The organism is Nocardioides sp., from assembly GCF_030150155.1.
Taxonomy (GTDB): domain Bacteria; phylum Actinomycetota; class Actinomycetes; order Propionibacteriales; family Nocardioidaceae; genus Nocardioides.
On record NZ_JASLGR010000031.1, the window covers coordinates 148,834 to 162,083 of the forward strand.

12 protein-coding genes are annotated in these 13,250 nt (G+C 69.0%); 8 read left to right on the forward strand and 4 right to left on the reverse strand.

Annotated features, from left to right (window positions below):
* Positions 1-94 precede the first annotated feature (94 nt).
* From Q1V88_RS09710 to acs, 3 genes are all read left to right on the forward strand, one after another.
* Positions 95-1,168, forward strand: a complete 1,074-nt coding sequence (locus Q1V88_RS09710) for a matrixin family metalloprotease (protein ID WP_300680861.1) — start codon at positions 95-97, stop codon at positions 1,166-1,168.
* Positions 1,169-2,077: 909 nt separating this feature from the next.
* Positions 2,078-2,719, forward strand: coding sequence for an acetate uptake transporter (locus Q1V88_RS09715; RefSeq protein ID WP_300680863.1), 642 nt, complete (start codon positions 2,078-2,080; stop codon positions 2,717-2,719).
* Between the two features lie 103 nt (positions 2,720-2,822).
* Positions 2,823-4,799: an acetate--CoA ligase gene (acs, locus tag Q1V88_RS09720; RefSeq protein WP_300680865.1), complete on the forward strand. Its 1,977-nt coding sequence runs from the start codon at positions 2,823-2,825 to the stop codon at positions 4,797-4,799.
* Positions 4,800-4,880: 81 nt separating this feature from the next.
* Here the strand turns inward: acs and Q1V88_RS09725 are convergent, their stop codons facing one another.
* Positions 4,881-5,255, reverse strand: a complete 375-nt coding sequence (locus Q1V88_RS09725) for a nuclear transport factor 2 family protein (protein ID WP_300680866.1) — start codon at positions 5,253-5,255, stop codon at positions 4,881-4,883.
* Between the two features lie 218 nt (positions 5,256-5,473).
* Between Q1V88_RS09725 and Q1V88_RS09730 the strand changes: the two genes are divergently transcribed.
* On the forward strand, positions 5,474-6,610 hold the full coding sequence (locus tag Q1V88_RS09730) for a GGDEF domain-containing protein (RefSeq protein WP_300680868.1): 1,137 nt from the start codon (positions 5,474-5,476) through the stop codon (positions 6,608-6,610).
* A 47-nt stretch (positions 6,611-6,657) separates the two neighbouring features.
* On the opposite strand, the gene Q1V88_RS09735 is transcribed toward Q1V88_RS09730, so the two are convergent.
* Positions 6,658-7,668, reverse strand: coding sequence for an agmatine/peptidylarginine deiminase (locus Q1V88_RS09735; protein WP_300680870.1), 1,011 nt, complete (start codon positions 7,666-7,668; stop codon positions 6,658-6,660).
* Between the two features lie 114 nt (positions 7,669-7,782).
* On the opposite strand from Q1V88_RS09735, the gene nhaA reads away from it, so the two are divergent.
* Together nhaA and Q1V88_RS09745 are read left to right on the forward strand one after the other, a co-directional pair.
* Positions 7,783-9,069: a Na+/H+ antiporter NhaA gene (gene nhaA, locus Q1V88_RS09740; protein WP_300680872.1), complete on the forward strand. Its 1,287-nt coding sequence runs from the start codon at positions 7,783-7,785 to the stop codon at positions 9,067-9,069.
* Between the two features lie 34 nt (positions 9,070-9,103).
* Entirely contained in the window at positions 9,104-9,631 is a 528-nt protein-coding gene (locus Q1V88_RS09745) for a DUF1877 family protein (RefSeq protein WP_300680874.1), read from the forward strand.
* Here Q1V88_RS09745 and Q1V88_RS09750 read toward each other — a convergent pair.
* Positions 9,599-9,943 carry a hypothetical protein gene (locus tag Q1V88_RS09750; RefSeq protein WP_300680876.1) on the reverse strand — a complete coding sequence of 115 codons (345 nt, stop codon included), beginning with the start codon at positions 9,941-9,943 and terminating at the stop codon, positions 9,599-9,601. The genes Q1V88_RS09745 and Q1V88_RS09750 overlap by 33 nt on opposite strands.
* A gap of 57 nt (positions 9,944-10,000) precedes the next feature.
* On the opposite strand from Q1V88_RS09750, the gene Q1V88_RS09755 reads away from it, so the two are divergent.
* Together Q1V88_RS09755 and Q1V88_RS09760 are read left to right on the forward strand one after the other, a co-directional pair.
* Entirely contained in the window at positions 10,001-10,405 is a 405-nt protein-coding gene (locus Q1V88_RS09755; RefSeq protein ID WP_300680878.1) for a phage holin family protein, read from the forward strand.
* Between the two features lie 10 nt (positions 10,406-10,415).
* On the forward strand, positions 10,416-12,125 hold the full coding sequence (locus Q1V88_RS09760) for an amidase (RefSeq protein ID WP_300680879.1): 1,710 nt from the start codon (positions 10,416-10,418) through the stop codon (positions 12,123-12,125).
* Positions 12,126-12,312: 187 nt separating this feature from the next.
* Here the strand turns inward: Q1V88_RS09760 and Q1V88_RS09765 are convergent, their stop codons facing one another.
* A complete protein-coding gene (locus Q1V88_RS09765) occupies positions 12,313-13,005 on the reverse strand; it encodes a Crp/Fnr family transcriptional regulator (protein WP_300680881.1) in 693 nt (230 codons plus the stop codon).
* Between the last annotated feature and the right edge of the window lie 245 nt (positions 13,006-13,250).

The following is a 13,250-nucleotide window of genomic DNA, read 5'->3' on the forward strand; positions in this document are numbered from 1 at the left end:
AGCAACTTCAGTCCTCACGGCGGCGATATCGTGCGGCGCCCTTCCACTCATGAGCGCCAATGCGGCTCCCCTCGGGTGCGCAGAGACGGCCACCGTGAACAGTCGCGATGCAGATGCGATGGGACAAGGAGTCAAGCGCGCGTGTCACCCTCGCGACGTAACGGTGTCCTTCGACAATGGCGTGCGTCTGGCCGCGCCAGCAGAGTCGCAGTGGGTGATGGGATATATCGATGCAGCAAACGAGTCAGAACAGACAGAGGTTGGCCTCTACCGCACCACCGACGGATCACTCGTCGGATTCCAAGACGGATCGTTCTTCGGACGCGATCTTGATATCGCCGAAGCAAGGGCGTCCCACCGACCCACCAAATCAGGGACCGGAGCCGAGGTAGATGACTATGCCCAGCGACTCCAGGGAGCCTCGCTCGCATCGCTGCGCCTGAAGGAAGCCGAAAGGCGTCACATCCACCCGCCCCAAGGACCAACACAAGGGACGGCGACAACACCCCAGCCTGCCGATGCCGCCCCCGTGGGAATTAGCGTCATCAACGACCCCCAGCCCGCCGATAAGTGCAGTGCGGCGGCGCCGTATGCATTGTCTGGAACTACTCAGACATCGACCCTCGTCAACGGCCTTTACCGAGTCAACTGGGCGTACAACTCAGCCGGCAACCCCGGGCTCCTCGCAAGTAACGTGAACAACCGTTTGCACTACGCTGCTTGGGCATGGAACTCAATCTATGCGCAATGCGGAATTGCGCACTATGTCCTCCTCGAGACGGTGCGTGGCGCAAATAGCACCACGGCCCACCAGCAGTCACTCGGCAACTGCTTGTCACGTCCGACAGCAAACGTCATCGCCTGGGCGAACTTCGGATCGAGCACCACAGTTCTCGCTCAAACCTGTCTGTGGGGCGATGGCCGCTTCTCCATAGCCCTGAACAGCGCCCAGCCATGGGCAGCAGTCGACGACATCGGCCCATCGTGCTCTGGAAAGTACGACCTCGAGAGCGTCCTGGTTCACGAATGGGGCCACGCTCTCGGGTTGAACCATGTGTCGACCTACCATCAGGCCATGGCCCCGACCATCGCCGCATGCTGGGACAACACGCGAGAAATTGGTCGCGGCGACTGGAACGGCGTGCGAGCAATGTACGGGGCACTGTGAACATGAGAACGACACCGCTATGCCGACCAGCAGCCATCCTTGGCCTGCTCCTCACCCTCGTCGGCGCGTTCACGCTCTTGCCGACGGCCACCGCCGCCCCCCACGCATCAGTGACTATCGCACCAGTGTCGCTCCCCGAGCTCTCCGGACGGATCGAGGCGGTGGTGGCGATCGTCAGCACCGACGTCACTACGCGATGGTCAGCACAAGCCCAGATCGTTGACGGCGACGCCATCCGCGTGGTGGACCTGAAACCCACTCCAGGCCAGGAGGTCCTGAATCCTGGCACCCACCAGGTCACTCTGGGAGACACCCGACTCTTCAGGTACATCGGCGCACACCCTCTCCGTTTCCAGACGCTGGATCCAGAGACACTCGCCGTGACGGGCACCACGTCGACAACAGTCGTTGTGAAAGGACGCCTGCCCACCCCTTCGGCGATCCGCGCGACAAGGAAGGGAACGACTGCACGCATCACAGGGAAGGCTCGACCGTCCCCTACCGGCGTCACGGTTGACATCTCCTTGAGGCGGGAAGGACGACGCGGATTCCGGCATGTCCGAAGTGTTCGCGTGAGCCCCGCCGGCACATGGACTGTTCGGATCACGGTTCGGCATCCAGGCGCCGTCCGCGTGCGTGCGGTCTCGCCGTACGGAGTCTCGCGGTACAGCAAGGCAGTCCGCATCACACGCGCCCGCTGATTCCCTACCGCCACGAACGAGACCGTTCGTCGCGACAGAACGACCGCTCGTCGTCGTACGACCGACAACTGGTCGCACCGACGTCACCGCCCGTCGCTGGCGACCTTCCAGGCTCTGTGACGCCGATCACATGCCGTCTTAGCGTCGATCCCAGATCCCGCGGCACCCTCCCTCACCCGGAGAGCCGCCCTTCGACAAGGAGCCGACCATGACCGCCATGCATGCCAGCGTCCCCGCCGCACGCACCAGCCCCGAGTCCGCCCCGGCGGCCACCGGAGCCTCCTTCGCCGACCCGGGCCCGCTCGGCCTGGCGGCGTTCGCCCTGACCACGTTCATCCTGAGCTTCGCCAACGCCGACATCATCAAGGCCGAGCCGGTCGTCTTCGGCGTCGCGCTCTTCTACGGCGGCATCGTCCAGATCCTCGCCGGGATGTGGGAGTTCGTGAAGGGCAACACCTTCGGCGCCACCGCGTTCGCCTCGTACGGCGGCTTCTGGCTGGCCTTCTGGTACCTCGCGACCCGCACGGACCTGTCGTCGTTCGCCCCCGCCGAGGCTCAGCACGGCGTCGGCCTCTTCCTGCTCGGCTGGACGATCTTCACCGCCTACATGTGGATCTCGTCGTTCCGCACCAACACCGCTCTGGTGGTGGTCTTCACGCTGCTGACGATCACGTTCGCGTTCCTCACCCTCGGTGACCTGACCACGACCCCGAACCTGACCAAGATCGGCGGCTTCGTCGGCATCGCGACCGCCGTGGTGGCCTGGTACACGTCCTTCGCCGGCGTCGCGAACTCCACCTTCGGCCGCACCGTGCTGCCCACCGGCGCACCGGTCGTCCGCACCCACTGATCCACCGAAAAGGGGGAGCGGCCGGGCGCGATCACCGGGTTCTAGACTGTGATCCGGGCCACTCCCCCTTTGAGTTCGTGGATCCTCAGAAAGGACCCCACCTGTGACTGACGAGACCCTCTCGAACCTGCTCCACGAAGAGCGCCGCTTCGCACCGCCGGCCGACCTCGCCGCTGCTGCGAACGTCACCGCCGACGCGTACGCCGACGCCGAGGCCGACCCGGTCGCCTTCTGGGCCACCGCGGCCGAGCGCCTGACCTGGGCGACGCCCCCGACCACCGTGCTGGACGACTCCAACGCCCCGTTCTTCCGCTGGTTCGGCGACGGCGAGCTCAACGTCTCCTACAACTGCATCGACCGCCACGTCGAGGCCGGCAACGGCGACCGGGTGGCGATCCACTGGGTCGGCGAGCCCCTGGAGGACAAGCGCGACCTGACCTACGCCCAGCTCAAGGACGAGGTCTCCCGGGCGGCCAACGCCCTGACCGAGCTCGGTGTCGGCGAGGGCGACCGGGTCGCGATCTACCTGCCGATGATCCCCGAGGCCGTCGTCGCGATGCAGGCCTGTGCCCGCATCGGCGCGATCCACACCGTCGTCTTCGGTGGCTTCTCCGCCGAGGCCCTGGCGGCCCGGATCGAGGACTGCGGCGCGAAGCTCGTGATCACCTCCGACGGTGGCTACCGTCGTGGCGCTCCGGCAGCACTCAAGCCGGCCGTCGACGAGGCAGTGGTCAAGGCGTCGGACGCGGGCCACGAGGTCGAGCACGTGCTCGTCGTACGCCGCACCGGCCAGGACGTCGCGTGGACGGACAAGGACCTGTGGTGGCACGACGTGGTCGACGCCGCGTCGCCCGAGCACACCCCGGCCGCGTTCAACGCCGAGCACCCGCTGTTCGTGATGTACACCTCGGGCACCACCGGCAAGCCGAAGGGCATCCTGCACACCACCGGCGGCTACCTGACCCAGACGGCGTGGTCGCATTGGGCGGTCTTCGACCTCAAGCCCGAGACCGACATCTACTGGTGCACCGCCGACATCGGCTGGATCACCGGGCACTCCTACATCACCTACGGTCCACTGGCCAACGGCGTCACCCAGGTGATGTACGAGGGCACCCCCGACGCTCCCGAGCGGGGCCGCTGGTGGCGGATCATCGAGGAGCTCGGCGTGACGCTCTTCTACACCGCCCCGACCGCGATCCGCTCGTGCATGAAGCAGGGCGACGACATCCCGGCCGCCCGCGACCTCTCCTCGCTCCGCATTCTGGGATCGGTCGGTGAGCCGATCAACCCCGAGGCGTACGTCTGGTACCGCCGTGTCATCGGTGGGGACCGCACCCCGGTCGTGGACACCTGGTGGCAGACCGAGACCGGCGCCCTGATGATCTCCCCGCTGCCGGGCGTCACGCACGGCAAGCCGGGCAGCGCGATGACGCCGCTGCCGGGCATCGGTGCCGACGTCGTGGACGACAAGGGCGACTCGGTGCCCAACGGCTCGGGCGGCTACCTCGTCATCACCAAGCCGTGGCCGTCGATGCTCCGCACGATCTGGGGCGACGACGACCGGTACGTCGACACCTACTGGTCCATGTTCGCCGACCGTGGCTACTACTTCGCCGGTGACGGTGCCAAGAAGGACGAGGACGGGGACCTGTGGGTCCTGGGTCGCGTCGACGACGTCATGAACGTCTCGGGCCACCGCCTGTCCACGACCGAGATCGAGTCGGCCCTGGTCTCCCACCACGCCGTGGCCGAGGCCGCGGTCGTGGGTGCCACCGACGCCGACACCGGTCAGGCAGTGGTCGCATTCGTGATCCTCAAAGAAGGAGTCGCGGGCGGTCCGGAATCCGGCATCGAGAAGCAGCTCTCCGACCACGTCCGTGCCGAGATCGGCCCGATCGCCAAGCCGCGCGAGATCATGATCGTCCCCGAGCTGCCCAAGACCCGCTCGGGCAAGATCATGCGCCGCCTGCTCCGCGACGTCGCCGAGAAGCGCGACGTGGGTGACACCACCACCCTGGCCGACGCCTCGATCATGGACCTGATCTCGGCCCGCTCGGCCACCTCGACCGAGGACTGACCCCTCCGAGGTCAGGCGATACCAGACCGGAGCCCGGGGAGAGCAACCACTGCTCTCCCCGGGCTCCGGCGCGTTCAGGGATCAGCTGACCTGGAAGTCCTCGTCGGACCAGAACGCCCGCATGCTGGTGATCTTGGCGTCGTCGTCGAAGGTCATCACGTCGATCGGGGCGACCGTGTACGTGGCGTCGTCGGTCTTCGTGACCAGCTCGAAGAGGAACGCCGCCTGGCCGTCGCCCACCTTGGCGACCTGGAGCGTGGCGTCCTGCTGGAGGTCCTCCAGCACGGCGTAGAACTCGTGGATGGATTCCCTCGTGGTGCGGACCTCGCTGCCGATCGGATCCTCGACAGTGGCGCCAGCTGCATACAGCGCCAGGATCTCGTCGGCGGTGCCGGAGGCAACCAGGGAAACGTAGGAGTTGATCGTCTCGAGGATGGCCTCGCGGCTCGCAGTCATAGCCCGAAACTAGAACGAGTTCTAGCATTGGTCAAGGGCGCATCCCCGGTCCTCGACCCGGGCCCCGGTCCTGGGCCCTCAGGACCAATGGGCCACGATGCGCCTAGTACGAATGACCCCGCATAGTCCTGGGAACCGGGACCGTCCTGGCACTACGCTGGCAACCACATCAAACGATTGATGCCTCGGGACGGACTTCTACGAGGGACAAGTCTGACGTGATCGCGTACGGCTGGACGGTGGCCGCGCTCAGCGGAGTGCTGGCTCTCCTCCCTTGGTTCCACCGTCCGACCTTCCGGGACCGCTGGCTCTTCGCCGGTGGAGCGATCGGCGTCGCGGTCTGGAACGTCTGCGCGTCCTACTACCTGGTCGGCCCGCTCCCCTACCGGATCAGCGCGCTCTACCTGACCGGCGTCGCCGTCGCCGTCACCGCCTGGCTGATGGTCGCCCGCCGGGTCACCTTCCGCTCCTGGTGGCCGCGCCGCCCGATGCAGCTCTTCCTGGCCGCGCCCCCGGTGCTGCTTGCCGGCTCCGCGCTCCTGCCCGAGCACGTCTGGGAGAGGCTGTTCTGGACCACGACGCCGTGGCGCAATGAGCAGTACGGCGTCTGCTACGAGATCCACAGCGTCGGGATGATGCTCCTGATCGCCATCGGTGCCGCGGCCGCGATCCGCCGGGCCGAGAACACCACCGGCCTCGACCGCTGGCTGGCCTCGGCTGCCGCGGCGTCGGTCCTGGTCGGCGTCGGGGCCCAGCTGGCCGACGTACGGATCATGGGGACGTGCGCCTTCGCGGCGATGGTCTTCATGACCGGGACCTTCCTGCGGATCAACCCCAACTCGGTCGAGGCGATGGCCACGATGGCCGAGCGGGACCCGGTCACCGACACGATGAGCCGCAGCGGACTGAACACGGTCCTGCGGCACGCCGTGCGCGACGCCCGCACCCAGGGCACGCCGCTGTCGGTGATGGTGATCGACCTCGACGACTTCAAGAGCATCAACGACGACCACGGCCACCTCACCGGCGACGAGGTGCTCAATCAGGTCGCCGGCCGGCTCAAGTCCGTCGTCGGCGACTCCGTCGGGCGCTTCGGCGGCGACGAGTTCGTCGTGATCCTGCCCGGCCTGGACTCACTCGAGGCCGAGGAGCTGGCCGCCGAGGTGGTCAGCAACGCCACCGGACCACTGGCCGTGACCAACTCCCAGGTCGCGGTCCGACTCAGCGTCGGCGTCGCCGAGTACGACGGCGACGGCGAGGTCGAGGACCTGCTGATCTCGGCCGACCGCGCGATGTACTCCGCCAAGCGCCGCGGGGGCGGTCTGGCCAGCATCCCGCAGCCCCGCCGCGGCTGACCCACGGCCACCCTGCCGCCGGGCGTGCTGGTCGGCGGTTCTGCTGCTCAGCGCACCCCGCGCCGTGACGGCTGCTGCTGGGTGATGCAGTGGATCCCGCCGCCGCGGTCGAAGATCGGACGGGCGTCGACGGTGACCACCTCGCGCCCCGGATAGGCCCGCTCCAGGATGGCGACCGCCTGGGCGTCGTGCGGGTCGTCGAAGGAGCAGGCGATCACGCCGCCGTTGACCACCAGGTGGTTGACGTAGGACCAGTCCACCCATCCCTCGCCATCACGCAGCTGACGCGGAGCGGGCAGGTCGATCACCTCGAACCGCTCGGCGAGGAGCTCGCGGAGGGCGGTGCAGACCAGGAAGTCGGGGTGAGCCGGGTCGGTCTGCTGGTGCACCAGCACCCGGCCCGGTGCGACGAACGTCGCCACGATGTCGACGTGCCCCCGGGTGCCGTACCGGTCGTAGTCGCGGGTCAGCCCGCGCGGCAGCCAGACCACGTCGGTCGCCCCGATCGTGCGGGCCAGCTCGGCCTCGACCTGGGCCTTGGTCCAGGTCGCGTTGCGGCCCTCGCCCAGCTGCACCGTCTCGGTGACCAGCACCGTGCCCGCGCCGTCGACGTGGATCCCGCCGCCCTCGTTGATCATCGGGGAGTCGATCACCGGCACGCCGGCCGCGGCCGCGACGGTGAGGCCGATCTCGGCATCCTTGTCCCACTCCGCCCACTCCGCAGCACCCCAGCCGTTGAAGACCCAGTCCACCGCGGCGACCGAGCCGTCCTCGGCATGGACGAAGGTGGGGCCGATGTCACGCATCCAGGCGTCGTTCAACGGGGCGGTGATGATCTCCACGTCGTCGTCGAGCAGGGCCCGGGCCGCGATCCGCTCACTCGGGTCGACCACGACGGTGACCGGCTCGAACCGGACCGCGGCGTTGGCCACCGCGGCCCACGCCGTACGTGCCTCGGCGGCCTCGGCCGCTGTGTCTCCCAGCGAGTAGCCCGGCGCCGGGAAGGCCATCCAGATCCGATCCTGCGGAGCCCACTCGGGCGGCATCAGCGGTCCCATGACCCGACCCTACGACCTCGGTGGATGCCCGGCGACGGGCCGAACGGCGATATCCTGGAGTCAGGTGAGCCGGGAAGTCTGGTCGGCAGTCACGTTCTCGACCCCGAAGGCGCCATGACCACACCTGGACACACTCGCCCCCATCTCTTCCGCCGCGGCAGCTGGCTGGAGCACTCCCGCACCGCGGAGATCCTGCGCGCCGAGACCACCGGCGGTCTGCTCCTCATCGCCGGTGCCGTGATCGCCTTGATCTGGGCGAACACCTCCCGGTCGGACTCGTACGAGTCGCTGCGCGACTGGACCATCGGGCCGCACTCGCTGCACCTCGACCTCTCCCTGGGCTCCTGGGCGGCCGACGGCCTGCTGGCGATCTTCTTCTTCGTCGCCGGACTCGAGCTCAAGCGCGAGTTCGTCGCCGGTGACCTGCGCGATCCGCGCCGGGCGCTGCTCCCGGTCGCCGCCGCCGTCGGCGGGATGATCGTGCCCGCCGTGCTCTTCACTCTGATCAACCTCGACGGTGGTGGCCTGCGCGGCTGGGCGATCCCGACCGCGACCGACATCGCGTTCGCCGTCGCCATCCTGGCGGTGATCTCGACCCACCTGCCCAGCGGGCTGCGCACCTTCCTGCTCACCCTGGCCGTGGTCGACGACCTGCTCGCGATCGTGGTGATCGCGATCTTCTACACCTCCAGCCTGCACCTGGGCTGGCTGCTGCTCGCCCTGGTCCCGCTGGCCGCCTTCGGCGTCCTCGTCCAACGACGCGTACGTCGTCCCGAGCTGCTCCTCCCACTGGCCGTCGCGACCTGGGCCCTGGTCCACGCCAGCGGGATCCACGCCACCGTCGCCGGTGTCGCGCTGGCGTTCACTGTGCCGGTGCTGCGCCGTGACGGCGACACCGACAAGCCGGGTCTGACCGAGCACTTCGAGCACCTGCTGCGTCCGATCAGCGCCGGGATCGCGGTGCCGGTCTTCGCCTTCTTCGCGGCCGGGGTCACGGTCGGCGGCTGGCACGGCTTCACCGACGCACTCTCGGACCGGGTGGCGATCGGGATCGTGGTCGGCCTGGTGGTCGGCAAGACGGTCGGGATCACCCTGGCGACCTGGCTGCTGGCCACCTTCACCCGCGCCGAGCTCGACGACGAGCTGGCCTGGGTCGACGTGGTCGGGATGGCGATCCTCGGCGGGATCGGGTTCACCGTCTCGCTGCTGATCGGCGAGCTGGCCTACGGCCCTGCCTCGCTGCGCGACGAGCACGTCAAGGTCGGTGTCCTGGCCGGATCGGTGCTGGCCGCCGCCCTGGCCTCGGTCGTGCTGCGCTACCGCAACCGGGTCTACCGTCGGATCGCCGACGCCGAGACGGTCGATGCCGACGGGGACGGCACGCCGGACGTCTTCGCCTGAGGACTCTGCGTGAGCGTCGTGAGAGTCTTGAGCGATGGTGCGCGGGATGTGCTTCGGACTGGACGACGCGACGGCTGAGAGCCTGCTGGCCGCTGCCGACGACGCCGCTCTCGACGAGAGGGTCGCCGACATCGAGGACCGGATGTGGGACGCCGGCCTCGTGCTCGCCTGCGAGCTGGACAAGGCCTGGGATCCGATCAGCTGCGCCCTGTGCCCCAACGCGTACGCCGGCATCGGACCGGACCAGGACTGGTGGTCGGACCCCGCCACCTGGCCCGCGCGAGGCGCGATCCTCGGCCACCGGGTCCTGAACGACGACCTGGAGACCGCCCTCCTGACCTACAACGACCCCGCCCAGGTCGCCGAGGTCGCCGCCTTCCTGGAGACGATCGACCACGACCGGTTCCTCGCCCTCTACCGGGCGATGCCCTCGGACCTGCGCAACCCCGAGTACGGAACGTCCGAAGGCGACTACGCGTGGGGCTGGCTCGCCGAGCTCACCCGGTTCTACACCCAGGCCGCCGCCGACTCACGGCACGTCATCTTCTCCGTCGCGTTCTGAACGACCACCCCTGAACCTCCGCGCGAGCCAGCCGCCGCCGCTCACCGCGAGGAACACGACCACCGCGATCGCGACCCAGACCGCGGTCGCGGAGCCGTTGCCGCTGTCACCCTGGTCGCTCGTCGCCGTGGCCGTGGCTGTCGCTGTGGCTGTGGCGACGGCCTGCCGGGTCTCCCCGGCCCAGGCAGCGGGCCCCAGCCCGAGTACGCGGGCCAGGGCGAGGGCCAGTGGAAGCGCGAGGGAGACGGCGAGCGTCGCCGCGGCGACCCCGGTGAAGGATCGACGTCGAGGTGCACTGAGTGAAGTCATCATGGAGTTCTCCCGAGATGAAGACGAAGACTCGGCCCTCACCCTAGTAAGGTCAGCCGCATGACGCAGCAGAGCGGGACCGACACCGAGCCCACCATTGGCCGTCTCGTCGCCGAAGCCAGCCGCGACATCTCGTCGCTGGTCTCCAAGGAGATCGAGCTGGCGAAGTCCGAGCTCAAGGTCAGCGTGACCAACGGCGGCATCGGCATCGCGCTCTTCGCCGCGGCAGGGTTCCTGGCCGTGCTGGCGATCATCATGTTCTCCATCGCGCTCGGCTTCCTGATCCACTGGAACGGCTCGGGTCTCGACCTGCAGTGGGCGTTCCTGATCGTCTTCGCGCTCTACCTGCTCCTGGCGGGCCTGCTGGTCTTCGTCGGAGTGAAGAAGGTCAAGCAGGTCAAGGCGCCCGAGCGGGCGATCGCGCAGGGCCGCGAGATCCCCAAGGCCTTCAAGGGCAAGGCCTGAGCCAGGACGCATGACGATGGCCGGGTTCGACGTCGTCGAGGCCGGCATCGCCACGCTGCGCTCCGCACTGGAGTCGGGCGAGGCCACCTCGGTCTCCCTGGTGGAGGCCTACCTCGGCCGGATCGCTCGGCTCGACCGTGACGGGCCCCGGCTCAACGCCGTCGTCGTCGACGACCCGTCGGCGCTGACCGCCGCCCGTGCCTCCGACGCCCGCCGTGCCGCGGGGGCGCTGCTCGGACCACTCGACGGGATCCCGTACACGGTCAAGGACTCCTACCTCGTCGCCGGCCTGAGCGCCGCTGCCGGCTCCCCGGCCTTCGCCAACCTGATCGCCCAGTGGGATGCGTTCACCGTCGCCCGGCTCCGTGCCGGCGGTGCGGTCTGCCTGGGCAAGACGACCATGCCACCGATGGCCAACGGCGGGATGCAGCGCGGCCTCTATGGCCGGGCGGAGTCGCCGTACAACCCGGCCTGGCTGGCCGCGCCGTTCGGCTCCGGCTCCTCCAACGGCTCCGGGGTGGCGGTCGCGGCCTCGCTGTGCGCGTTCGGCCTGGGCGAAGAGACCTGGTCCTCAGGCCGCGGCCCCGCCTCGAACAACGCCCTGTGCGCCTACACCCCCTCGCGCGGCGTGATCTCGGTGCGCGGCAACTGGCCGCTGGTGCCGACGATGGACGTCGTCGTGCCGCACACCCGCACGATGGCGGACCTGCTGGAGGTGCTCGACGTGATCGTCGCCCCCGACGAGATCGTCCGTGGGGACTTCTGGCGGGCCCAGCCGTGGGTCACGATCCCACCCGTGGAGGCGGTGCGCCCGCCGTCGTACGTCGGCCTCGGGAGCGCCCCGGAGCCGACCTCGGCTCTGCGTGGACGCCGTCTGGGGGTGCCACGGATGTACCTCGGCACCGACCCTGACGCCGGCGTCGGGGCGACCGGGATCGGCGGGCCGACCGGCCAGGCGATCGTGCCGCGGCCCTCGCTGCTGGAGCTGTGGGCGGACCTGCGGGCCGACCTGGAGGCGGCCGGAGCCGAGGTGGTCGAGGTCGACCTGCCGGTCGTGACGAACTACGAGGGCGACCGGGCGGGGGCGCCGACGATCGGCACGCGGGGTCTGGTCTCGGCGGAGTACCTGCGTCGCGAGATCGTCGACCTGTCGGCCTGGGCGTGGGACGACTTCCTGGCCGCCAACGGTGACCCGTCGCTCTCGGGCCTGGCCGGGGTCGACGGCGCCACGATCTTCCCGGCCCCGCCGGGGGCGCTGCCGGACCGCTACGACGGGTTCGAGGACGACATCGCCGACTATCCGGCGCAGGTCGCCGCCCATCCGTACGATTCGTTCCTCGACATCCCCACCCTGGAGGCAGGGGTGCGCGGGCTGGAGGAGACCCGGCGGATCGACCTGGAGACATGGATGGACGCCCTCGGCCTCGACGCGGTGATCTTCCCTGCGGTCGCCGACATCGGTCCGGCCGACATGGACGTCAACCCGGCCTCGGCCGACGCGGGCTGGCGCAACGGGGTCTGGGTAGCCAACGGCAACCTGGTCCCACGCCACCTCGGCATCCCCACCGTCACCGTGCCGATGGGGACCCTGGCCGACATCGGGATGCCCGTCGGCGTGACGCTGGCCGGTCGCGCGTACGACGACACCGTCCTGCTCCGCCTCGGCGTCGCGGTCGAGGCCTCGGGCTCGGGCTCCCGTCGCACCCCGCCACCCCTCTAGCGACTTCCGGGTTCACCACCGCCCACTTCCGGGTTCACCACCACCGACTTCCGGGTTCACCACCGCCCACTTCCGGGTTCACCACCGTGCAGCCCCCACCAACGCCGAAGTCCCGCCCTCGGCGTACCGACGGCGGGACTCGACTGTGACAAACCCGGATCTCGACCGTGCGAAACCCGGAACTCGATCAGCGGGCGCGCCGTCCCATGCGCTCCAGGTCGAGGATGACCACCGAGCGCGGCTCCAGCCGGAGCCAGCCACGCGACACGAAGTCGGCCAGCGCCTTGTTCACCGTCTCACGCGAAGCGCCGACCAGCTGGGCGAGCTCCTCCTGCGTGAGGTCGTGGTGCACGTGCACCCCGTCGTCGGCGGTGCGGCCGAAGCGGTCGGCGAGGTCGAGCAGCGCCTTGGCGACGCGGCCGGGCACGTCGGAGAACACGAGGTCGGCGACGACGTCGTTGGACTTCCGCAGCCGACCCGCCAGCTGGGCGAGCATCCCCGAGGCGATCTTCGGACGACCCTCGAGCCACTGGAGCAGGTCGGAGTGGCTGAGCGCAGCGAACGACGAGTCGGTCACGGCCGTGACCGTCGCCGAGCGCGGGCCGGGGTCGAAGAGCGAGAGCTCACCGAACATCTGACCCGGGCCGAGGATGGCCAACAGGTTCTCGCGACCGTCGGACGAGGTACGTCCGAGCTTCACCTTGCCGTCGGTGACGATGTAGAGCTGGTCACCCGAGTCGCCCTCATGGAAGAGCACCTCGCCTCGGCGCAGCTTCGTCTCCACAAGCGACGAGAGCAGCGCGGTGGCGGCTTCATCGTCGAGCGCGCTGAAGAGCGGCGCTTGCCGCAGCACGTCGTTGTCCACCGGAACCTCCGTCATTCACCTGGCACCCCCGAGGGGGCTGTGACCTGAATCCTACCCGTGGAATTACTCACGTCCGCGCACTGGTACAAGCTCGGCGATGTCACGGCGATGCCAGCGAGTGAGTTCCTAAGGAACGTCAAGCCACCTGGACGCTCGTAGGCTTGGTGTTGGCGGGCCGAGATGTTGGAGCGCTTTGCGACTTCTGTGACTCTCGGTCCGCCGCCTGCTTGCGTCGTTCGTGCATGCGCTTGTGTCGCACG

Excerpts from the sequence above, each read along its gene's own strand:
- Q1V88_RS09715 (WP_300680863.1), top strand. The coding sequence starts at position 2,078 with ATGACCGCCATGCATGCCAGCGTCCCCGCCGCACGCACCAGCCCCGAG.
- Q1V88_RS09725 (WP_300680866.1), bottom strand. The coding sequence starts at position 5,255 with ATGACTGCGAGCCGCGAGGCCATCCTCGAGACGATCAACTCCTACGTT.
- Q1V88_RS09735 (WP_300680870.1), bottom strand. The coding sequence starts at position 7,668 with ATGGGACCGCTGATGCCGCCCGAGTGGGCTCCGCAGGATCGGATCTGG.
- nhaA (WP_300680872.1), top strand. The coding sequence starts at position 7,783 with ATGACCACACCTGGACACACTCGCCCCCATCTCTTCCGCCGCGGCAGC.
- Q1V88_RS09745 (WP_300680874.1), top strand. The coding sequence starts at position 9,104 with ATGGTGCGCGGGATGTGCTTCGGACTGGACGACGCGACGGCTGAGAGC.
- Q1V88_RS09750 (WP_300680876.1), bottom strand. The coding sequence starts at position 9,943 with ATGATGACTTCACTCAGTGCACCTCGACGTCGATCCTTCACCGGGGTC.
- Q1V88_RS09755 (WP_300680878.1), top strand. The coding sequence starts at position 10,001 with ATGACGCAGCAGAGCGGGACCGACACCGAGCCCACCATTGGCCGTCTC.
- Q1V88_RS09760 (WP_300680879.1), top strand. The coding sequence starts at position 10,416 with ATGACGATGGCCGGGTTCGACGTCGTCGAGGCCGGCATCGCCACGCTG.
- Q1V88_RS09765 (WP_300680881.1), bottom strand. The coding sequence starts at position 13,005 with ATGACGGAGGTTCCGGTGGACAACGACGTGCTGCGGCAAGCGCCGCTC.